General features: G+C 46.1%; 17 protein-coding genes. 1 reads left to right on the forward strand and 16 read right to left on the reverse strand.

Annotated features, from left to right (window positions below; genetic code table 11):
* Positions 1-46: 46 nt before the first annotated feature.
* From AC6HZ4_RS26315 to AC6HZ4_RS26345, 7 genes are all read right to left on the reverse strand, one after another.
* The gene (locus AC6HZ4_RS26315) at positions 47-289 is read right to left on the reverse strand and encodes a type B 50S ribosomal protein L31 (RefSeq protein WP_497492838.1); all 243 of its coding nucleotides are present in this window, start codon (positions 287-289) and stop codon (positions 47-49) included.
* Positions 290-462: 173 nt separating this feature from the next.
* The gene (gene rho / locus AC6HZ4_RS26320; RefSeq protein ID WP_497492839.1) at positions 463-1,740 is read right to left on the reverse strand and encodes a transcription termination factor Rho; all 1,278 of its coding nucleotides are present in this window, start codon (positions 1,738-1,740) and stop codon (positions 463-465) included.
* Between the two features lie 180 nt (positions 1,741-1,920).
* The gene (glpX, locus tag AC6HZ4_RS26325; RefSeq protein ID WP_497492840.1) at positions 1,921-2,886 is read right to left on the reverse strand and encodes a class II fructose-bisphosphatase; all 966 of its coding nucleotides are present in this window, start codon (positions 2,884-2,886) and stop codon (positions 1,921-1,923) included.
* Positions 2,887-2,919: 33 nt separating this feature from the next.
* Positions 2,920-4,206, reverse strand: a complete 1,287-nt coding sequence (gene murA, locus AC6HZ4_RS26330; protein WP_497492841.1) for a UDP-N-acetylglucosamine 1-carboxyvinyltransferase — start codon at positions 4,204-4,206, stop codon at positions 2,920-2,922.
* 44 nt (positions 4,207-4,250) lie between these two features.
* Positions 4,251-4,910, reverse strand: a complete 660-nt coding sequence (fsa, locus tag AC6HZ4_RS26335) for a fructose-6-phosphate aldolase (protein WP_497492842.1) — start codon at positions 4,908-4,910, stop codon at positions 4,251-4,253.
* A 229-nt stretch (positions 4,911-5,139) separates the two neighbouring features.
* Positions 5,140-6,000, reverse strand: coding sequence for a class II fructose-bisphosphate aldolase (locus AC6HZ4_RS26340; protein WP_497492843.1), 861 nt, complete (start codon positions 5,998-6,000; stop codon positions 5,140-5,142).
* Positions 6,001-6,207: 207 nt separating this feature from the next.
* Entirely contained in the window at positions 6,208-6,576 is a 369-nt protein-coding gene (locus AC6HZ4_RS26345) for a response regulator (RefSeq protein WP_497492844.1), read from the reverse strand.
* Between the two features lie 260 nt (positions 6,577-6,836).
* On the opposite strand from AC6HZ4_RS26345, the gene AC6HZ4_RS26350 reads away from it, so the two are divergent.
* Complete coding sequence (locus tag AC6HZ4_RS26350; protein ID WP_497492845.1) at positions 6,837-7,364, forward strand: DUF2529 domain-containing protein; 528 nt, start codon at positions 6,837-6,839, stop codon at positions 7,362-7,364.
* Positions 7,365-7,611: 247 nt separating this feature from the next.
* Here AC6HZ4_RS26350 and pyrG read toward each other — a convergent pair whose 3' ends face one another.
* The 9 genes from pyrG to AC6HZ4_RS26395 all read right to left on the reverse strand — a co-directional run bounded on the left by pyrG (position 7,612) and on the right by AC6HZ4_RS26395 (position 21,701).
* A complete protein-coding gene (gene pyrG / locus AC6HZ4_RS26355; protein ID WP_497492846.1) occupies positions 7,612-9,219 on the reverse strand; it encodes a CTP synthase in 1,608 nt (535 codons plus the stop codon).
* A gap of 373 nt (positions 9,220-9,592) precedes the next feature.
* Positions 9,593-10,138, reverse strand: coding sequence for a DNA-directed RNA polymerase subunit delta (gene rpoE / locus AC6HZ4_RS26360; protein WP_497492847.1), 546 nt, complete (start codon positions 10,136-10,138; stop codon positions 9,593-9,595).
* Positions 10,139-10,756: 618 nt separating this feature from the next.
* Positions 10,757-14,002, reverse strand: a complete 3,246-nt coding sequence (gene icmF / locus AC6HZ4_RS26365; RefSeq protein ID WP_497492848.1) for a fused isobutyryl-CoA mutase/GTPase IcmF — start codon at positions 14,000-14,002, stop codon at positions 10,757-10,759.
* A gap of 20 nt (positions 14,003-14,022) precedes the next feature.
* Entirely contained in the window at positions 14,023-14,652 is a 630-nt protein-coding gene (locus AC6HZ4_RS26370; protein ID WP_497492850.1) for a TetR/AcrR family transcriptional regulator, read from the reverse strand.
* A 92-nt stretch (positions 14,653-14,744) separates the two neighbouring features.
* Complete coding sequence (locus AC6HZ4_RS26375; protein WP_497492851.1) at positions 14,745-15,884, reverse strand: acyl-CoA dehydrogenase; 1,140 nt, start codon at positions 15,882-15,884, stop codon at positions 14,745-14,747.
* Positions 15,885-15,901: 17 nt separating this feature from the next.
* Positions 15,902-17,032: an acyl-CoA dehydrogenase gene (locus tag AC6HZ4_RS26380; protein ID WP_497492852.1), complete on the reverse strand. Its 1,131-nt coding sequence runs from the start codon at positions 17,030-17,032 to the stop codon at positions 15,902-15,904.
* Between the two features lie 61 nt (positions 17,033-17,093).
* Entirely contained in the window at positions 17,094-17,945 is an 852-nt protein-coding gene (locus AC6HZ4_RS26385; RefSeq protein ID WP_497492853.1) for a 3-hydroxybutyryl-CoA dehydrogenase, read from the reverse strand.
* Positions 17,946-18,265: 320 nt separating this feature from the next.
* Positions 18,266-19,447 carry an acetyl-CoA C-acetyltransferase gene (locus AC6HZ4_RS26390; protein ID WP_497492854.1) on the reverse strand — a complete coding sequence of 394 codons (1,182 nt, stop codon included), beginning with the start codon at positions 19,445-19,447 and terminating at the stop codon, positions 18,266-18,268.
* Positions 19,448-19,589: 142 nt separating this feature from the next.
* The gene (locus AC6HZ4_RS26395) at positions 19,590-21,701 is read right to left on the reverse strand and encodes a (Fe-S)-binding protein (protein ID WP_497492855.1); all 2,112 of its coding nucleotides are present in this window, start codon (positions 21,699-21,701) and stop codon (positions 19,590-19,592) included.
* Between the last annotated feature and the right edge of the window lie 79 nt (positions 21,702-21,780).

Raw genomic sequence — 21,780 nt, forward strand, 5'->3', positions numbered from 1 at the left:
AGCAGGCAAGCGAATATACACTTGCCTGCTTTTATGTCTACATGGATTAAAGACCGTATTTCTTGTTGAAGCGATCTACGCGGCCAGCCGCTGCAGCAAACTTCTGACGACCTGTGTAGAATGGGTGAGAGTCAGAACTGATCTCCACTTTAATTAATGGATATGTTTGACCGTCCTCCCACTCGATTGTTTCATTGGAGTGCTTTGTAGAACCAGTCAAAAATTTGAAACCTGTGTTCACGTCCATGAATACAACCTTTTTATAGTTCGGATGAATTCCTGCTTTCATTCTTGTCATCTCCTTCCGCCCTGAATCTATTTCGAAACAGAGTTTTTCACCATGTAATGCCCCTTCGGCAAAATCTTAGATGAAACACACATGAAGAAATTATAACAACAGTGTATTGAAATTGCAACTACCTGTTTTTTCAAGGAGTAAAACGGCTGCATCCGCTTTTCTATTTACCTTATTGTGACAACGCCTTTGTCTTTTTGCTCTTGTGAGATCAGCTGAAAGAATTCTTCGTTTGATTTTGTTGTTTTGAGCGTGCGCAGGAAGCGGTCCGTGAAGTCGGACATGTCTGTCATTGCCTTGCGAATTGCCCAGAGCTTGTCCAGGTGCTCCTTCGGAATAAGCAGGTCTTCCTTGCGCGTGCCGGAACGGCGAATGTCGATCGCAGGGAAGATACGGCGTTCTGCCAGGCCGCGGTCTAGGTGAAGCTCCATGTTGCCTGTTCCTTTAAATTCTTCATAAATCACATCGTCCATACGGGATCCCGTATCAATGAGAGCCGTTGCTAGAATCGTTAGGCTGCCGCCCTCTTCAATGTTTCGCGCCGCACCAAAGAAACGCTTCGGACGGTGGAACGCTGCTGGGTCGATACCACCGGATAATGTGCGTCCGCTTGGCGGAATCACAAGGTTATACGCACGCGCTAATCGAGTAATACTATCCATTAAAATAATGACGTCTTTTTTGTGCTCAACTAGACGCATCGCTCTCTCTAATACAAGCTCCGCTACCTTAATATGATTTTCCGGAACCTCATCAAAGGTGGAGCTGACAACGTCTCCTTGGACAGAGCGCTCTATGTCTGTTACTTCTTCTGGACGCTCGTCAATAAGCAGAACAATCAGCTCTGCTTCTGGATGATTGGTTGTAATGCTGTGAGCAATTTCCTTTAGGAGCTCTGTTTTTCCGGCCTTCGGAGGAGCTACAATCAAACCGCGTTGTCCAAAACCGACAGGCGCCACTAAATCCATAATACGTGTGGATAGCTTATTATGCTGTGTTTCAAGCTTCATTTGACGATTCGGGTATAAAGGCGTGAGCGCAGGAAAGTGAACGCGTTCCTTGGCGGATTCCGGGTCGTCTCCGTTCACTGCTTCTACTTGCAATAGTCCGAAATATCGTTCATTTTCCTTAGGAGGACGTACTTTGCCGGATACTTTATCTCCGTTTCGAAGATCGAAACGACGGATTTGCGAGGCAGAAATATAAATGTCTTCCGAACTTGGAGAATAGTTGATAGGTCGTAAGAAGCCAAAACCTTCAGATTGAATAATTTCAAGAACGCCCTCCATAAAGAAAAAGCCTTCTTTTTCTGCTTGTGCCTTCAAAATCGCAAAAACGAGTTCTCTTTTTGTTAATTTGCTGTAGTAAGAAATCTTAAATTCCTTGGCATGCTCATACAGCTCTTTTAATTTCATATTTTCTAATGCTGCAATTGTTAAGCTCATTGAAACACCACTCTTTAGTTTTTTCTTTTTTTAAGGGTGAAAGGAAAGGAAGGTATCGTGAAAGGCAAGTGAATGCAAGTAGAATAATATTCACTATTGTAACCCGATTTTCTCGGTTTAATCAACCATTTACTAAAAAGAAAAGGAGAAACGAAGGCAGCAACTGCTGCCTTCGTTGTCTTATTTAATAACAAGATTCGGCTTTTTGTGCAGACTATGACGACCATCAACGAAACGAACTGTTCCTGACTTAGCACGCATAACAAGAGATTGCGTTGTGCCAACATTTCCTTTAAATTGTACACCGCGAAGCAGTTCTCCGTCCGTTACGCCTGTCGCCGCAAAAATTGCATCGTCTCCGCGAACTAAATCCTCCATGAACAAGACACGGTTCACGTCATCAATGCCCATTTTTCTACAACGAATGAGCTCTTCTTCACTTTGTGGAAGAAGCTTACCTTGGATTTCTCCGCCTAAGCATTTCAAGGCTACCGCAGACAATACGCCCTCAGGCGCACCGCCGGAACCAAACAGAATGTCTACCCCTGTATGGTCGAAGGCTGTATTAATGGCACCTGCTACATCGCCGTCATTAACAAGCTTAATACGAGCGCCGGCTTTACGGATTTCCTCAATGATCTGTTCATGACGCGGACGGTTCAAAATGGTAGCTACAACATCCTCGATATCCTTACCCTTCGCTTTTGCAACTGCACGAAGATTATCTAGGACAGGCGCATTAATGTCGATTACTCCTACTGCTTCCGGACCGACAGCAATTTTCTCCATATACATATCCGGAGCATGAAGAAGGTTGCCATGGTCAGCGACCGCAATAACAGCAAGAGAATTCCAACCGCCTGTTGCCAAGATATTCGTTCCTTCAAGCGGATCAACAGCTACGTCTACACGCGGGCCGTAGCCTGTTCCGAGCTTTTCTCCAATGTAAAGCATTGGCGCTTCGTCCATTTCACCTTCCCCGATTACAACCGTTCCCTTCATCGGTACTGTATCAAATACGTCACGCATTGCTGATGTAGCTGCTTCATCAGCCTCATCCTTCAAGCCGCGTCCCATCCAACGCGCAGCTGATAAAGCGGCAGCCTCTGTTACACGAACAAGTTCCATCGATAAGCTTCTTTCCATACTCGTCCCTCTCCTTATAAACCGTAAGCACTGTTACGAATTTTGTATTTGTTCGATTTCATGCTCAGTCAGCTTTTCACGCCAGATGCGAGCACCGAGCCCCCTAAGCTTCTCTTCCAAATCCTCATATCCTCTATCTACGTGCTCAAGACCGGTTAGCTCTGTTACCCCCTGCGCCATCAAACCAGCAATAACGAGAGCTGCACCGGCACGAAGGTCGCTCGCCTTTACCTTTGCCCCATTTAGCTCGACAGGACCTGTGACAATAGCAGAGCGTCCTTCTACCTTCACACGGGCATTCATCCGCCGCAGCTCATCAATATGCTTGAAGCGAGCACCATAAATCGTATCCGTAACAACACCTGTTCCATTTGCTTTCGTTAAAAGAGCTGTGAATGGCTGCTGCAAATCGGTAGGAAAACCAGGGTAAACAAGCGTTTTAATATCTACCATCTTTAGGCTGCCGCTGCTTCTCACGATAATTTGATCATCGTTCGTTTCGATTTGGACTCCCATCTCGCGAAGCTTTGCAATTACTGATTCAAGATGCTGAGGAATCACATTGTCAATCAATAGCTCTTCACCAGCCGCTGCTCCTAGAATCATGAACGTACCAGCTTCAATCCGATCTGGAATGATGGAGTGGTAACAGCCCTTGAGCGTATCAACACCGTCAATACGAATAACATCTGTCCCCGCCCCTTTAATACGGGCGCCCATGCTTGTAAGCAGCGTTGCAACATCGATAATTTCCGGCTCCTTGGCCGCATTTTCAATAATCGTACGCCCCTTTGCACGGACAGCGGCAAGCATGATGTTAATCGTAGCACCTACGCTGACGACATCCAAGTAAATACGGGCGCCGCGCAGCTCGTCCGCACGCAAATAAATAGCGCCTTGTTCATTCGTTACCTGTGCACCGAGTGCCTCAAATCCCTTAATGTGCTGATCAATCGGACGCGGGCCCAAATGGCAGCCGCCAGGAAGACCGATAACTGCCTTTTTGAAGCGTCCAAGCATTGCGCCCATTAGGTAATAAGATGCACGCAGCTTTTTTACCTTGCCGTTTGGAAGCGGCATAGATACCATACGGGAAGGATCCACTGTCATGTCTTGTCCATCATATGAAACCACACCGCCGATTTCCTCAAGCAAATCGCCTAATAATTGTACATCAGAAATACCGGGGATACCGCCGATTGTAACAGGAGTTTCTGCCAAAATGGTCGCCGGAATAAGGGCGACAGCGCTATTTTTTGCACCGCTGATGCGAACGGAGCCGCTAAGCGGCTTTCCGCCTTGAATGATCAACTTTTCCATTTTGTTCTCCCTTCTTGGTGGATACGCTCCACCGGTGGTTTGTTTTAACGATTATTCCAGTCTTTTTGGAACTGCTCGATTCCCTTATCTGTAAGCGGGTGTTTTGAAATCTGCTCAATTACTTTATAAGGAATTGTTGCAATATGAGCACCTGCCATAGCTACGCGAGTAACATGATCCGGATGACGAACAGATGCCGCAATGATTTGAGTATCGAAATTATGGATACGGAACAATTCTGCTACTTTGGATACTAATTGTACACCATCTTCAGAAATATCATCTAAGCGGCCCAAGAATGGAGATACATAAGTTGCCCCTGCACGAGCTGCCAGCAACGCTTGATTCACTGTGAAAATAAGTGTAACGTTCGTTTTAACACCTTTATCTGCAAGGTAACGGCAAGCTTCTAAACCAGCTAAATTCATAGGAAGTTTGATTGTAACCTTATCATCCCCGCCGTTGATTTTGATAAGCTCTTCAGCTTGAGCGATCATTTCTTCAGCAGTAAGCGCATCTGGAGTTACTTCAGCTGATACAGATTCCACACGTGGAACGGATTGGCAAATTTCAGCAATACGGTCCTCGAATTTAACGCCTTCTTTAGCTACTAAGGAAGGGTTTGTAGTTACTCCAGCTAATACCCCTAGCTTATAAGCTTTTTTGATTTCTTCCAAGTTTGCAGTATCGATAAAAAATTTCATAAGTAAATCCCCCTTGTAATGTATAAAGCATGCGAGATCGAAGTGACAAACAACTTGACCCGCGGCTTATCCCTTTAATGTATAAAGCATACCATATTTTTTTACTTTTTCATTACATTGTTATTTTTTGTCTATTTTTGTAAAATGTTGACGTTTTCATCGTACAAAGAAAGGAAACCGTCTAACGGACTAGACGGTTTCCAAGTTGCAATTTTATTTCAACAATAAATTAAACTGCTTTACCGTTAGAACCGAATTCGCGGATTTTGCCGATAACAGTTTGTTTGATTGCTTCGCGGCCTGGTCCCATAAATTTACGAGGATCATAAACTTCAGCGTCGCTAGCTAATACTTCACGAACTGCATGCGTGAACGCGATTTGGTTTTCTGTGTTCACATTAATTTTGGATGTTCCTAAAGAAATCGCTTTGTCGATGTCTTTTTTCGGAATTCCTGTACCACCGTGAAGTACTAATGGTACGCCAGTTAAGTTGCGAACTTCTTCCATTTCCTTGAAGCCTAGGTTTGGCTCACCTTTGTAAGGTCCGTGAACAGAACCTAAAGCTGGTGCCAAGCAGTCAATGCCTGTACGTTTTACAAGCTCCGCACATTCTTGTGGATCCGCATAGATTACGCCATCCGCGATAACGTCGTCTTCTTGTCCGCCTACAGTTCCTAATTCAGCTTCTACAGAAACGCCGTTAGCGTGAGCATATTCTACTACCTTCTTTGTAGTCTCAACGTTCTCTTCAAACGGGTGATGAGAAGCATCGATCATAACGGATGTGAAGCCTGCTTCAATAGCAGCTTTACATTTTTCAAAGCTAGAGCCGTGGTCTAAGTGGATTGCAACAGGAACTGTAATGTTCATGTCCTCCATTAAGCCTTTTACCATCATAACTGTTGTTTTGAAACCGCCCATATGACGAGCAGCACCCTCAGAAACCCCAAGAATAACAGGAGATTTTTCCTCTTCAGCAGCTGCTAGAATTGCTTGCGTCCACTCAAGGTTGTTGAGGTTAAACTGACCAACCGCGTATTTACCTGCTAATGCTTTGTTAAGCATTTCTGTCATTGAAACTAAAGGCATGGTGAATCCTCCTAAACCGTTTTTTGCATCCGATAAAGTTTTGTCATTGGTATTGTTACCTACATAATAGAAAATATGTATCCAACCGTATCGGACTTTTTTCTACCTTCATAGAATAACAACTTGTCTAGGAAAACTCAACTGAATTCAGAAAGCTTCCAGCATTTGAAAACGCTTTTTTCTAATTATTTTTTGAAATTTTTAAATCTAAGCGTTTACACCTATTTCTGCTCGCACCGCCTGGCGTATTTCATCGATATCAAATGGCTTCGCAAAATGCATAAGAGCTCCTAAATCCTTTGCTTCTTGAATCATGTCCAGCTCACCGTATGCTGTCATTAAGATAACTTTAATATCCTTATCAATTTCCTTCACGCGTTTTAAAATTTCAATCCCGTCCATACCAGGAATCTTCATATCCAAAACAACTAAATCCGGGCGGTCATTTAGAACGATATCAATTGCCTGAAAACCATTTGCTGCCTGATATGTTTGATATCCTTCCTTCTGAAATACCTCATTCAGCAAAATACGGATTCCATACTGATCATCTACAATTAAAATCTTTCCAGCCATTGTTTCCCCCAACCTTTCTTAGTTAAAAACATGCATGTGTATTCTACTTTCTCTCTCACAAACTAGTTCTATACGTTTTATTGTTTTCCTTCCCCATTCCCAATAACTTCCAAAACTCGATATATTAAGAAGGCATTCTCATGTGGAAATCTATTTCCTTCTCCATTGTACTTGTCCTTTTCTACTTCTGCCAACTCCTATTTCGAGTTTTTCGGAAAATAAGATATAATGGACAGGGATTTCAAAAGGAGTGGATGATTTTGTTAAAAATTTTCTCAACGCAGCTTAGTGGATATTTCAAAAAGATCGCTGAGCAGGAAGAAATGAATATAGAAGATAGCGCACGGCTGCTAGCACAGGCATTAGTAGGAAATGGTTCTATTTATATGCATGGCACTAAAGAAATGGCAGGCGTAGTGACAGAGGCGCTATACGGGGAGGAACCGCTGAAGGGGGCCAAAGCCTTGCTCGAAGGAGGAGATCTGGCATCCATCTCTTCAGCAGACCGCGTGCTGCTCATCAGCCGTTTTTCCACAGACGCCGAGGCATTGGATCTGGCAAAGCGCATGCAGGCAGAAGGCCGCTTTATCGTCGGCATATCCGCAATCAAAGAAGGAGAGCAATCCCTTGAGCAATTTACGGATGCCCACATTGATACGAAGCTGATTAAGGGACTCATTCCTGATGAAGACGGCTCCCGCTTTGGCTTTCCAAGCTTAATGACCGCGCTGTTTGCGTATTACGGCTTAAAATTTACAATTGATGAAATTATATCAGAATACGAGTGAGAGGTGAAGGCATGCTCGGTTCTTGCGCCGCTGTCTTCGCCAAAAAGCTTGTCGAATTGCTTTCCATCTGGAAATTTATACTTTCTTAAAGTATAAGAAAAAGACTTTCCCTGTATGGGAAAGCCTTGCCTTTCTAAACTAAGAACATATACGGCCTTCAGGTGATGCCCAGCTCCCACAACCCGCACTTTTGTGTGCGGGTTGTTTTACTGCGGGAGCAGGTCGAACCGTGTCCGCTTTTCTTGTATTATTTTCCTTCTGTATTGATTAAAGACGCATGCACGAAGTCGCGGAACAACGGCTGTGGTCTTGTTGGACGAGATAAGAATTCTGGATGGAACTGAGATGCTACGAACCAAGGATGGTTTTTCAGCTCAATGATTTCAACTAGGCGACCGTCTGGGCTTGTGCCAGAGAAAACAAAGCCTGCCTTTTCCATATCTTGGCGGTATTGGTTGTTAAACTCATAACGATGGCGATGACGCTCGTATACAACCGGCTCGCCGTATGCATTGAATGCTTTTGTTTCTTCGCTAAGCTTACAAGGATATAAGCCAAGGCGAAGCGTTCCGCCAAGATCTTCTACGTCCTTTTGCTCTGGAAGCAAATCGATAATCGGATGCGGTGTAGCTGGGTTAATCTCAGAGGAGTTTGCTCCTTGAAGTCCCAATACATTGCGCGCAAATTCGATACATGCCAGCTGCATGCCTAGGCAAATGCCAAGGAACGGCACATGGTTTTCACGAGCATATTGCGTCGCAACGATTTTTCCTTCTACGCCGCGGTCACCGAAGCCGCCTGGTACAAGAATACCATCTGCATCTCCTACAAGTTCTTTTACGTTTTCTTCTGTTACATGCTCAGCATTAATCCATTTAATGTCAATGTCAGCATCAAACGCGTAGCCTGCGTGACGAAGGGATTCTACAACGGAAATGTAAGCATCCTGCAGCTCTACATATTTTCCTACCAAAGCAATCTTCACTGTTTTAGACAAGTTGCGAACCTTCTTAACAAGCGCCTTCCACTCTTCCATTTCTGCCGGCTTACAGTCAAGCTTTAAATGATCGCAAACGATTTGGTCCATCTTTTGCTCTTGCAGCGCCAATGGAACAGCATATAATGTGTCAGCATCGCGCGCTTCAATTACAGCCTTCGGATCGATATCACAGAATAACGCAAGCTTGTCCTTCATATCCTGAGAAATCGGCATTTCTGTACGAACAACGATAATATTTGGCTGAATGCCTAAGCTGCGAAGCTCTTTTACGCTATGCTGCGTCGGCTTTGTTTTCATTTCACCAGCTGCTTTAATATACGGAATTAACGTACAGTGAATGTACATTACATTATCGCGGCCGATGTCGCTTTTAATTTGGCGAATCGCTTCTAAGAACGGCAATGATTCAATGTCACCAACTGTACCGCCGATTTCTGTAATAACAACGTCCGCATTTGTTTCACGGCCCGCACGATATACGCGCTCCTTCAATTCATTTGTAATATGAGGGATAACCTGCACTGTCCCTCCTAGATAATCGCCGCGGCGCTCCTTTTGAATAACCGTGGAGTATACCTTACCTGTTGTTACATTGGAATGCTTTGTTAAGTTAATATCAATGAAACGCTCGTAGTGGCCAAGGTCAAGGTCAGTCTCTGCACCATCACCTGTAACAAATACTTCTCCATGCTGATACGGGCTCATTGTTCCCGGGTCAACGTTGATATAGGGGTCAAATTTTTGAATTGTGACATTTAACCCGCGATTTTTTAACAATCTCCCAAGAGATGCTGCTGTGATCCCTTTTCCTAACGACGATACTACGCCGCCTGTTACAAAAATATACTTAGTCATGAATGTTCTCCCTTCCGTCGCATCACATCTATTATTTAATACTCCGCTTGTTACGGCAGTATGTAAGAAGCAGCTCGTCTGTTTTAAAGGAATAAGAAAGTATAACCTTTCATATGCCCCTCTTGCTCTATTCTGTAAAATAATCATTCCCCGGCCGCTGGCCATTTGCCGTTAAACAAGAGGCCTTTGGCACAGGGATCTAGACATGCCCTAAACTTATGCTACCCAAATAAAAAAAGAAAATTGCTATCCCTATACTGTTAGTATTTCAAAATAGGGAGCAATTCTCTTTCTATATGAACAACGTACATGTATTTGCTTTTTTAAAGAGCCCAAAAATGATTGTACCTACACTATGTAGAAAAGTCAAGAACTACAATTCTTCCTCTTCTTCCGCATCCTCGAACTCCTCTAAGTCATCGAGTTCCTCTTCCTCATCTAGGTCTTCGAGTTCCTCTTCTTCATCTTCAAGCAAATCTTCGTCTTCGAATTCTTCTACATCTTCATCGATAAAGTCGACATCGTCTTCAAGCTCCTCAAGATCATCCAGATCATCGACATCTTCGTAATCCGCATCTTCGGCTGCGAAATCATCATAATCCTCATCATCGAATTTGCGCTTTTTCTTAGGCTTCGGCTGCGGCAATACCTCTTCTTCAATTTGCTCATAAGGATACCAGCTGCGCAAGCCCCAACGGTTTTCTCCTACGCTGATAAAGCGTCCGTCAACGTTCAAATCTGTATAAAATTGAGCGAGTCGTACCGTTACTTGTTCTTTTGATAAACCGAGCGTTTCAGCTACTTCCTCTACGATATCTCGGAATGCAGTCGCCTGCTTTTTGCCTTCGAGAATCGCATAAGCAAGCTCGATCATAGACAATTCTTTCAGTTCCTCTGGAGAATATTGCTCTAGATTCACGTGTGAGGCACTTCCTTTCTTCAACATATATCATCTTGCATCATTTCGTTCCGACCGCCAGAAATATGATCCAGCGCCGATTCATTTGACTAGCCCTTATACCGATTAACTTATTTTCATGGGAAATCTCATTTTACTATAAGGCCTGTACAAAAAAAATCCATACTATTCATTATAAACAAAACAGCAGGAAATATGCTACAGAAAAGAGTCCTTTTCCATCAAGAAAAGAGAAACTTTTCTTGAAATGGAAGGAGAAGAACGCTTGGCGCAATTTGACACACAAGCATTCTCCTTCCAGCTTATATTACGTGCGGCCTGTTTTTAAAGGCGAAAGCGGCCCGGTCGGTTTGCTCGCGACGGGGGTCTTTCCCCATAGTAAGCAGACCGCTGAAGCTGGACAATCCCCGAAAAGGACTCATTCCCAAGCTTTGTAAAGGCTGTTTTCGCAGATATTATTGCTTTTGCCTCTTGCCTATATTGAAACACGTTCTTTTATTCCTGCAGCAACAATTGTTTAGAAAAGAGCCTTGTAAAAAACAAAAAGAGAGCGAAGCTTCCGTTTTGCTTTCCCGCAAATCAAGCATTGACGAATTATCCCTGATCAACCTGGCCTTCTTACATATTGCGCCGATATTGTCCGCCTACCTCATATAACGCATGTGTAATTTGGCCAAGACTTGCGTACTTGACCGTCTCCATCAGCTCCGCGAAAATATTGCCTCCAGAGACAGCGGTCAGCTTTAGCCGATCTAGAGCGGCTTCTGTTTGATCTTTATTCCGTTCTTGGAATGCCTTCAAATTACGAATTTGTGTTTCTTTTTCTTCATAGGAAGCGCGGGCAAGCTCCATGTTGTTCATATCTTCCTCAGAGGCTGCGTTCGGATTTAGATACGTATTTACCCCGATAATCGGCAGCTCTCCCGTGTGCTTTTTCATCTCGTAGTACATGGATTCGTCCTGAATTTTGCCGCGCTGATATTGAGTTTCCATCGCACCGAGTACGCCGCCGCGGTCGTTAATGCGTTCAAATTCTTGCAAGACAGCTTCCTCCACAAGGTCTGTCAGCTCTTCTAAAATAAATGAGCCCTGCAATGGATTTTCATTTTTGGTTAAGCCGTGCTCTTTTGTAATAATAAGCTGTATGGCCATCGCTCGGCGTACAGATTCCTCCGTCGGTGTTGTAATAGCTTCATCATATGCATTTGTATGAAGGGAATTGCAGTTATCATGCAGCGCCATAAGAGCCTGAAGCGTTGTGCGAATATCGTTGAAGGCAATCTCCTGCGCATGCAAGGATCGACCGGACGTTTGCACGTGGTATTTCAGCTTTTGGCTTCGCTCGTTTGCACCGTATCTTTCCTTCATGACAATTGCCCAAATGCGGCGTGCCACACGACCAATGACCGAGTATTCCGCATCAAGCCCATTGCTGAAGAAATATGATAGATTTGGCGCGAAATCATCAATATGCATCCCGCGGCTCAAGTAGTACTCTACATACGTAAAGCCATTTGACAGCGTAAACGCCAGCTGGGAAATCGGATTCGCGCCAGCCTCTGCAATATGATAGCCGGAAATAGATACAGAGTAATAGTTGCGCACCTTATGCTGGATGAAGTACTCCTGAATGTCACCCATTAACCGCAGCGCAAACTCGGTAGAGAAAATACATGTATTTTGCCCTTGATCCTCTTTCAAAATATCCGCCTGCACCGTACCGCGAACGAGCTGCAAGGCCTTTGCTTTAATTTGCTCATATTCTTCGTCAGTTACAGTACGGCCAAGCTCCTGCTCCGCCTTCTCCACCTGCTGCTCAATCGCTGTGTTCATAAACATTGCTAAAATGATCGGCGCTGGTCCATTAATCGTCATCGATACCGATGTGGATGGCGCACATAAATCGAAGCCGCTGTACAGCTTCTTCATATCATCTAATGTGCAAACATTCACACCGCTTTCACCGATTTTCCCAAAAATATCAGGCCGGTACGCTGGATCCTCCCCGTATAAAGTTACCGAATCAAATGCTGTACTTAAGCGCTTCGCGTTATCGTCCTTGCACAGGTAATGAAAACGGCGATTTGTACGTTCGGGCGTCCCTTCACCAGCAAATTGCCGCTTCGGGTCTTCGTCCGAGCGCTTAAACGGAAACACCCCTGCCGTATACGGAAATTCGCCCGGGACATTCTCCTTGCGCACCCAGCGCAAAATTTCCCCGTAATTCCTGTATTTCGGGAGCGCCACCTTTGGGATTTCCGTTCCGGAAAGCGTTCTCGTTTTTAACCTCGTACGGATTTCCTTTTCGCGCACCTTCGTGACAAATTCATCCGCCGCATACTTTGCCTTTACTTCATCCCACGTATCTAGAATGCGCTTCGCTTCTGGTGAAAGACTATTTTCATAGCTGCACTTTACAGATTGCAGCGTCTCAATAGCACCTGCATCCGCCCCCTGCTCCTGAATCGCCTTCACCGCACCTTCAATTTGGAAAAGACGCTCCGCTGCCTTCGCCTGCTCCTCTGTATTCTTATGATAATTGCGTACCGTATCCGTTATGTCACGCAGGTAGTAGCGGCGGTCATTCGGAATAATCATATTTTGCTTTTTCACAGATCCGGCTTGAATTGTTCTTGGCCGCCAATTTTTATTGACTTTCCTATTAATGAGCTCCAGCAGCTTCAAAAACACAGTGTTAGTACCCGCATCGTTAAATTGGCTCGCAATCGTTCCATATACAGGCATTTCCTCAAGCTGCTGCTCAAACAGCATATGACTCCGCTGATATTGCTTTTGCACCTGACGCAGCGCATCTTCTGAGCCCTTGCGCTCAAACTTGTTAATAACAATAATATCCGCATAGTCAATCATGTCGATTTTCTCAAGCTGAGATGGTGCCCCGAAATCACTTGTCATGACATACATGCTTAAATCACTGTAATCCGTAATTGCAGCATCGCCCTGACCGATACCACTTGTTTCAACAATAATCAGGTCAAAACCAGCCGCTTTGACAACTGTAATCGCATCCTGAATCGCAAGAGAGAGCTCCGAGCGGGATTCCCGCGTAGCAAGGCTGCGCATGTAGACACGCGGAGAGTGAATAGAATTCATACGAATACGGTCGCCAAGGAGGGCTCCGCCTGTTTTTTGCTTCGTCGGGTCGATGGAGATAATTGCAATTCTGATATCGTCGATTTCCTGCAGAAAACGGCGGATGATCTCATCTGTTAAGGAGCTTTTCCCAGCGCCGCCCGTTCCCGTAATACCGAGGACGATAGCAGTATTCTTTGCACGCTCCGTCAACGAGTCAATGACTTTGCTCCCTTTTCCGATACTTTCCTCTGCCAGGGTGATGAGCCGTGCAACAGTGCCTGCATCGTATGAGTCCATTTTTTCCATCGCGTTCATTATATCCCGTGTCGTTGGAAAATCACATTCCTCCAGCATTTGGTTGATCATCCCCTGCAGCCCAAGACGCCTCCCGTCCTCCGGCGAGAAGATTCTTTTAATGCCGTACGCATGCAGCTCATCCATTTCTCGAGGAATGATGACCCCTCCTCCGCCGCCGTAAATTCGGATATGATTTGCCCCTTTTTCCTGCAGAAGGTCATACATGTATTTAAAGTATTCCACATGCCCGCCCTGATAGGATGACACAGCAATTCCCTGCACATCCTCTTGAATCGCCGCGTTTACAATCTCTTCTACCGAACGGTTATGGCCAAGATGAATTACTTCCGCTCCGCTTGCCTGGAGAATTCGTCTCATAATATTGATGGAAGCATCATGCCCGTCGAACAAGCTAGAGGCTGTTACGAAACGAACCTTGTACGTTGGACGATATACTTGAATCACAGCCATACTCCACTCCCCTATTCCTTCTAGATATCCCTCATCCGAACACCATTCAATAGGTAACAAAGCTGCAAATCTGTGTATTCCTCAATCGTATAGAGCTTCTGCATAGCCCAGCGGCGGAAGCCCCACATTTGCCCTTGTACGAAAATATTGTGGGCAATTATATCAATCTCTGGCTTCGTTAAGAAAAATTCGCCGTTTTCTACGCATTTTTGTAAAATGGTTTCAAACATGCCGACCATCTCCAGCTCCTTCTTTAAAACGTACTTAATGGATTCACTCGGTAAAGACCGCACCTCTTGATATAAAATAAGAACCTCCTCTTGAAATTCATCCATTACCTTAAAATAATTGGCAACAGCTGTTTTTAAGCTTTCCAGGCTTCCCTTTTCTGTATTTAGCGCCTGATCCAGCCGCTCCTTTACGTTTTCATAAATGCTGTCGCACACAAGATACAGCACATCATCCTTCGTGCGGATATATTCATATAGCGTGCCAATGCTAAAGCCGGCAGCCCTCGCAATTTCCCTTGTTGTAGTCCGGTGGAACCCTTTTTCTTTAAAAAGATTCACCGCACCTTTTACCATTTGTGCCCGCCGCACTGCAACGAGCTTTTCATCCTTTACTGATGCTTGTACAGTATGCTTTCCCATTATAAATCCCCTCTCTTGTTGTGCGAAGGGAGCACGGAGAACCCGCGCTTCCCTATATATCTCTGGCTTTGCTGACACCTTAGGGCATCAACTTATTTAGCTAGCATACGGGAGATTACAAGCCTTTGAATCTCCTGTGTGCCTTCATAAATTTGCGTAATTTTTGCATCGCGCATAAAGCGCTCTACCGGATAATCCTTCGTATATCCGTAACCGCCAAATACCTGTACCGCTTCTACTGTAACCTTCATAGCGGCGTCCCCGGCGAAAAGCTTAGACATAGCAGATTCCTTTCCGTAAGGGAATCCCTCAGATTCAAGCCAGGCCGCTTGATAGGTTAATAGCCTAGCCGCCTCCACCTGCGTCGCCATATCTGCTAGCTTAAAGGCGATGCCCTGCTGCTCAATAATCGGCTTTCCAAATTGCCGGCGTTCCTTGGCATACGCTACCGCTGCATCTAGAGCGCCCTGTGCAATTCCAACCGCCTGTGCTGCAATGCCGTTGCGGCCGCCGTCAAGTGTTTGCATCGCAATCTTAAAGCCTTGTCCTTCCTCACCGAGAAGATTCCGAGCCGGTATGCGGCAATCTTCAAATATAATTTCCGTTGTCGGCGAGGAACGAATGCCGAGCTTCGCTTCCTTCTTGCCGATCGAGAATCCCGGTGCGCCAGACTCAACAATAAACGCACTCGTGCCGCGATGCTTTGACTCAGGGTCTGTTAAAGCAAATACGATATAGATGTCTGCAACTCCTCCATTTGTAATAAAAATTTTAGAGCCGTTTAGAATATAATGGTCGCCGTCGCGTTTTGCTGTCGTCTTCATGCTCCCGGCATCAGATCCAGAGCCCGGCTCTGTTAAACCGTAAGCACCAATTTTTTTCCCCTCCGCCAACGGCCGTAAATAGGTTTGCTTTTGCTCCTCCGTACCGAATTTATACAACGGCCAGCCCGCCAAAGAAACATGGGCAGATAGCGTTACTCCCGTTGATGCGCAGACGCGGGACAATTCCTCTACCGCAATGCAATAGGCCAGGTAATCGCTTCCAATCCCGCCGTATTCCTCCGGCCATGGAATACCCGTTAAGCCGATATTCGCCATTTGATCGAAAATCCCCCGGTCAAAGCGCTCTTCCTCGTCACGCACTGATGCAGTAGGCTCTACCTCATTTTTCGCAAAATCCCGAACCATTTTCCGGATCATCTCATGCTCCTCTGATAACCTGAATTGCATTCTTCATTCCCCCGTTTTTAGAGACGCTTGCTAATAACAAGACGCTGAATTTCACTTGTTCCTTCATAGATTTCGCAAACCTTTGCGTCACGGAAGAAACGCTCGACCGGATAATCTTCTGTATAGCCGTAACCTCCGAATACCTGAATTGCTTCAATAGAAACCTCCACAGCTGTTTTTGATGCAAATAGCTTTGCGATCGATGCCTCCTTCGCGCACGGAAGTCCTTGCTGCCGAAGCGATGCGGCTCTATATACAAGAAGACGTGCCGCCTCTACCTGCGTCGCCATATCTGCCAGCTTAAAAGAGATTCCCTGCTGCTCGTAAATCGGCTTGCCAAACTGCTGGCGCGTCTTTGCGTAACGAATGGCCTCAGCAAGCGCGGCCTCCCCGATGCCAAGCGCCTGGGCAGCAATGCCAATACGCCCGGCATCAAGATTGGCCATGGCAATTTTAAAGCCTTTTCCTTCTTCGCCGAGAAGGTTTTCCGCTGGTACAAGCATATTATCAAACGTAAGCTGCACTGTACGCGAACCGTGCAGCCCCATTTTCTTCTCGTCCTTGCCAATGATAAGCCCCGGGGCTCCCTTCTCTACAATGAAAGCGGAGATCCCACGCGGACCAGCCAACCGATTGGTAGAGGCGAATACGATATACGTATCCGCCTCGCCGCCGTTCGTAATAAATACCTTCGAGCCATTAATCACATAGTGATCGCCTTTTTTTACCGCATGCGCCTTTAAGCTTGCGGCGTCTGAGCCTGCGCTCGGTTCCGTTAAAGCAAATGCCCCTAGCAATTGTCCTGTTGCTAGGCGCGGCACAAATCTCTGTTTTTGCTCCTCCGTCCCAAAGTACAAAATCGGATTTGTTCCAACGGATGTATGCACGGCCAAAATGACACCGATCGCTGCGCTTACCTTTGAAAGCTCATGAATGACGATAATGTACGACGTAAAATCCATTCCCGCACCGCCGTACTCCTCCGGAATCGAAATTCCCATAAGCCCGAGGCTGCCCATCTTCCGCAATAGATCACGCGGAAATTCCCCCCGCTCCATACGAGGAACAAAGGGGGCAATCTCGTTTTGTGCGAAGTCCCGAACCATCTTTTGCAGGATGCGCTGTTCGTCTGTCAATAAAAAGTTCATGTTCTTCACCCCTAGCTAGTGTAATACCGAAGGGCGAGCCGGTGCGGCTGATTCCTATCGGTTACTCATATACATAAAAGCCTCGGCCCGTTTTTCTTCCAAGCCAGCCTGCCTTTACATATTTTCGAAGAAGCGGACACGGACGGTATTTGCTGTCGCCTAAGCCCTCATGCAGGACCTCCATAATATAAAGACATGTATCAAGGCCGATAAAATCAGCAAGCGTTAACGGTCCCATCGGATGGTTCATCCCTAGCTTCATGACTTCATCAATGGCTTCCTTTGTTGCAACTCCCTCATACAATGTATAAATAGCCTCGTTAATCATAGGAAGCAAAATGCGGTTCGAAACGAAGCCAGGGAAATCATTAACCTCCACCGGAACCTTGCCGATTTGCTTCGTAATTCCTTCGACTGTTTCATAGACCTCATCCGTTGTCGCAAGTCCGCGGATAATTTCTACAAGCTTCATAACGGGAACAGGATTCATAAAGTGCATACCAATGACTTGTTCCGGCCGCTTTGTAGCAGCTGCAATTTCAGTAATCGGCAAAGATGAAGTATTGGATGCAAGAATTGTACGAGGCGGCGCCACCTCATCCAGCTGCGCAAAAATTTGCTTCTTAATATCCATACGCTCGACTGCCGCTTCAATGACAAGATCTGCTTCAGCTGCGCCTTGAATAGTCAGCACAGGTGTAATGCGCGCAAGTGTGTCATTCATGTCATCCTCTGCCATACGCCCCTTTTCAACCTGGCGAGCAAGATTTTTTGAAATGACGGCAATGCCTCTATCTAGCTGCTCCTTCTTCACATCCTGCAGCACAACGCTGTAGCCTGCCATCGCACATACTTGCGCAATCCCGGAACCCATCTGACCCGCACCGATTACCATAATGTTTTGTACACTCATATTTCTTGCCCCCTTAATTATGCAGTAATAAAAAGCGGAATCGACCCGGTTTGCTTGCGACGAAGAACAGTTCTCCGAGCGATGAGGCGCTTTTTGCCTCATGAACCGGGGATCTTTCCCCCTCAGCAAGCAGGCCGATAAAGCTGGACAATCCCCCAAAATCCTTTAAAGAAACCCCGCTGATTGGCAAGACTTTAGGCGAAGACAGAGACGCAGCTGCGCTTATACTGTATTCCTAAAACTTCCTAATACGCCAAATTTGCTTCCATCTGAAACTTTATGCTTTCTTGAAGCGTGAGAAAGGCAAGACCTCTCCTCCGTTAACGAACCTCAATCATAATCGCATCCCCTTGGCCGCCGCCGCTGCAAATTGCCGCAATACCAATACCGCCTCCCCTGGCCTTAAGCGCATGAATAAGCGTCACAATAATACGTGCACCGCTCGCGCCAATTGGGTGACCGAGCGCTACAGCTCCGCCGTTTACGTTCACCTTTTCTGGAGGGATTCCCACAATCTTATTACTAGCTAATACAACTGCCGCAAACGCTTCATTAATCTCAAACAAGTCAATCTCACTGACGGCTTTGCCCGTTTTCTTCAACAGCTCATTGATAGCATAGCCGGGCGTCCTTGGAAAATCCTTTGCCTCTACCGCGATTGCCGTATGACCGAGAATCACCGCAAGCGGGGCTCTTCCTTCCTGCCGCGCCCGTTCCTCACTCATTAACACAAGTGCGGCTGCGCCATCATTTAGTCCTGGAGCATTTCCCGCTGTAATCGTACCGTCCGCATCAAATACAGGCCTTAGCTGAGCCAGCTTCTCTAGGGAGGTATCCGCGCGCGGTGCTTCGTCCTTCGTGATGATGAGGGAATCCCCCTTGCGCTGCGGGATTACAACTGGAGCAATTTCCTCTTCAAAGCTGCCTGCCTGCTGCGCTGCCACTGCTCTTATATGGCTTCGATACGCCCATTCATCCTGCTCCTCGCGCGAGATTCCATCTTCCTTCGCTGCATCATTTCCGTACGTTCCCATACGAACACCGGAAAACGCACATGTTAAGCCGTCTGCCACATTCAAATCAATGACCTCACTATGTCCCATTCGATAGCCCCAGCGTGCCCCGCGCAATATGTAAGGGGTGCTGCTCATTGATTCCATGCCGCCTGCTACAATGATGGACTGATCGCCAGCGCGGATGATTTGGTCAGCCATCGTCACGCTTCTCATGCCGGATGCACACACTTTATTGATGGTTTCCGTACGGGCCTCCCAAGGGATGCCCGCACGCCGAGCAGCTTGACGAGAAGGGATTTGTCCTTGACCGCCCTGTATAACCGTTCCAAAAATCACTTCTTCTACCTGCTGCGGCGAAACATCCGCCCGCTGCAGAGCAGCTTCAATGGCAATGCCCCCAAGCTCAGCCGCCCTTACATCCTTGAAGACGCCGCCAAACTTTCCGATAGGTGTTCTTACCGCTCCCAAAATAACTGCTCTTGCCAAGCCGCATCCCCCCTTTGCTGTTTAAATGGCAACAAAACATTATTTTCCCAAAATCACAATGTTGAACGATCGCTCATCCGACATCAGTCAGAAAGAGGAGAAGCAAGCACCTCTCTCCCTCTAAACCTTCAGATTCCCTATATCAGGAAACTGATTCTTGCCTTGTTCCAAACACTGAACGCTCTAAAATTTCTGTTACATCCAGTGTTTCTACCATCTCATCCATTTCCTTTGCCTTCGTACCATCGCTTAGCATCGTCAAGCAATATGGGCATCCCGAGCTAATCACGGACGGGCGAACCGCAAGCGCCTGCTCTGTTCTTGCAACATTAATGCGCGTGCCTGCTGATTCCTCCATCCACATAAGGCCGCCCCCTGCACCGCAGCACATGCCGGTTTCCTTGTTTCGTTCCATTTCCGCAAGCGTCACGCCCGGAATTGCTCTTAAAATATCGCGCGGCGCGCCATACACCTCGTTATAGCGGCCTAAATAACAGGAGTCATGGAATGTGACCGTCTCTTGAACCGCATGCTTGGGCTTCAGCTTCCCTTCCTTTACCCATTTCGCAAGCAATTCCGTATGATGATATACATCTGCCTTTAGACCGAAGTCAGGATATTCGTTTTTAAAGATGTTATACGCATGCGGATCAATTGTGACGATTTTTTTCACACCCGCTTTTTCAAACTCCTCTATATTTTTAGTTGCAAGGTCTTGAAATAAGAACTCATTTCCAAGGCGGCGCGGCGTATCGCCGGAATTTCTTTCTTTATTCCCGAGAATTGCAAACGAAATGCCGGCCTCATTCATCAGTTTCGCAAATGAAAGTGCAATTTTCTGGCTGCGGTTATCGTAGGAGCCCATAGAACCAATCCAAAATAAGTATTCAAACTCTTCTCCCTTTTTGGACAGCTCCTTCACTGTTGGGATACTTACATCCTCGCTCGCTTCACGCCACGCCTCGCGCTCCTTTTTACTCAATCCCCACGGGTTTCCTTGCCTTTCAATATTTGTCATCGCACGCTGCGCCTCGGCGTCCATCCTTCCTTCCGTTAGCACAAGATAACGGCGGAGGTCGATAATTTTATCAACGTGCTCGTTCATAACCGGGCATTGATCCTCGCAGTTACGGCATGTTGTACATGCCCAAATTTCTGCTTCGGTAATAACCTCGCCGATTAAGTTCGGGCTGTACTCTACTGCAGCCGCAGTTTCCTGTACGCCCGCTCCCGATCCTTGTGCAGCGAGCTGGTTGCCGCGCGTATGATTGAATGCGAAGGCAGGAACCCATGGCGTCCTAGATGTAATCGCCGCTCCCGTATCCGTCAAATGGTCGCGGAGCTTTACGATTAAGTCCATCGGCGATAACATCTTGCCCGTCCCTGTGGCCGGACACATATTCGTACAGCGGCCGCATTCTACGCAAGCGTACAAATCGATGAGCTGGTTTTGTCTAAAGTCAGTAATGCTTCCAACGCCGAATGTCTCCTGCGACTCATCTTCAAAATTAATTTTCTCAAGCTTGCCCGGGTTTGTTAGGCGGCTAAGATAAACATTTGCAGGACCAGCGAGTAAATGAGCATGTTTAGATTGAGGTACATATACGAGAAATGTAAGCAGGATCAGAAGATGTATCCACCAGGAGAAGTAAAAAATAACCGTTGCTGCTAATGAGCTGATGTCGGACAAAATGTATGCGATTGCAGAGGCGATCGGTTCACTCCACGATAATTCTTCATCGTGCCAAATAATCCCTGCCCCATTTCCTAATAAAACAGAAATCATCAAACCTCCAATAAAAATTAAAACGAGGCCAGATTTGAAGTTACGCTTAAGTCGTACGAGCTTCTCGATATAACGGCGGTGAAACGCCCAAAATACTGCAATTAAAATGGTGAGTGTCACAATTTCCTGGAAGAATGTAAATGCAGGGTACAGCGGTCCAAGGGGAAGATGAGAACCGGGTGCTAAACCTTTCCAAATGAAGTCAATAGCCCCAAATTGGACGAGAATAAAACCGTAGAAGAACATTACATGGATAATGCCGCTCTTTTTATCCTTCAGCAGCTTTTTTTGTCCAAAAACATTTTCTTTCACTTTTTGCCATCTTTCTTTTACTTTTCCGTCAAACTCCATTTTCCGTCCAAGCTTAATATAGGCAGTGCGCGTTTGAATTAAATATACGAATAAATACACTGCATACGCGGTGATTGCTACAAACGCCAGCCAGTTAAAGAGCAGCCATACGTTCATTCTCTCAACCCCTTTCTTATTATGCTGCTTGCTCCATGAGCTGCTAGAACATACTACACTGTTTGCTGGAGATCGCATA

The organism is Ectobacillus sp. OTK, from assembly GCF_059698935.1.

Bases quoted from the DNA above. Each gene is read 5' to 3' on its own strand.
- AC6HZ4_RS26315 (WP_497492838.1), bottom strand. From the start codon at position 289: ATGAAAGCAGGAATTCATCCGAACTATAAAAAGGTTGTATTCATGGAC.
- rho (WP_497492839.1), bottom strand. From the start codon at position 1,740: ATGAGCTTAACAATTGCAGCATTAGAAAATATGAAATTAAAAGAGCTG.
- glpX (WP_497492840.1), bottom strand. From the start codon at position 2,886: ATGGAAAGAAGCTTATCGATGGAACTTGTTCGTGTAACAGAGGCTGCC.
- murA (WP_497492841.1), bottom strand. From the start codon at position 4,206: ATGGAAAAGTTGATCATTCAAGGCGGAAAGCCGCTTAGCGGCTCCGTT.
- fsa (WP_497492842.1), bottom strand. From the start codon at position 4,910: ATGAAATTTTTTATCGATACTGCAAACTTGGAAGAAATCAAAAAAGCT.
- AC6HZ4_RS26340 (WP_497492843.1), bottom strand. From the start codon at position 6,000: ATGCCTTTAGTTTCAATGACAGAAATGCTTAACAAAGCATTAGCAGGT.
- AC6HZ4_RS26345 (WP_497492844.1), bottom strand. From the start codon at position 6,576: ATGGCTGGAAAGATTTTAATTGTAGATGATCAGTATGGAATCCGTATT.
- pyrG (WP_497492846.1), bottom strand. From the start codon at position 9,219: ATGACTAAGTATATTTTTGTAACAGGCGGCGTAGTATCGTCGTTAGGA.
- icmF (WP_497492848.1), bottom strand. From the start codon at position 14,002: ATGGCTGTGATTCAAGTATATCGTCCAACGTACAAGGTTCGTTTCGTA.
- AC6HZ4_RS26370 (WP_497492850.1), bottom strand. From the start codon at position 14,652: ATGGGAAAGCATACTGTACAAGCATCAGTAAAGGATGAAAAGCTCGTT.
- AC6HZ4_RS26375 (WP_497492851.1), bottom strand. From the start codon at position 15,884: ATGCAATTCAGGTTATCAGAGGAGCATGAGATGATCCGGAAAATGGTT.
- AC6HZ4_RS26380 (WP_497492852.1), bottom strand. From the start codon at position 17,032: ATGAACTTTTTATTGACAGACGAACAGCGCATCCTGCAAAAGATGGTT.
- AC6HZ4_RS26385 (WP_497492853.1), bottom strand. From the start codon at position 17,945: ATGAGTGTACAAAACATTATGGTAATCGGTGCGGGTCAGATGGGTTCC.
- AC6HZ4_RS26395 (WP_497492855.1), bottom strand. From the start codon at position 21,701: ATGAACGTATGGCTGCTCTTTAACTGGCTGGCGTTTGTAGCAATCACC.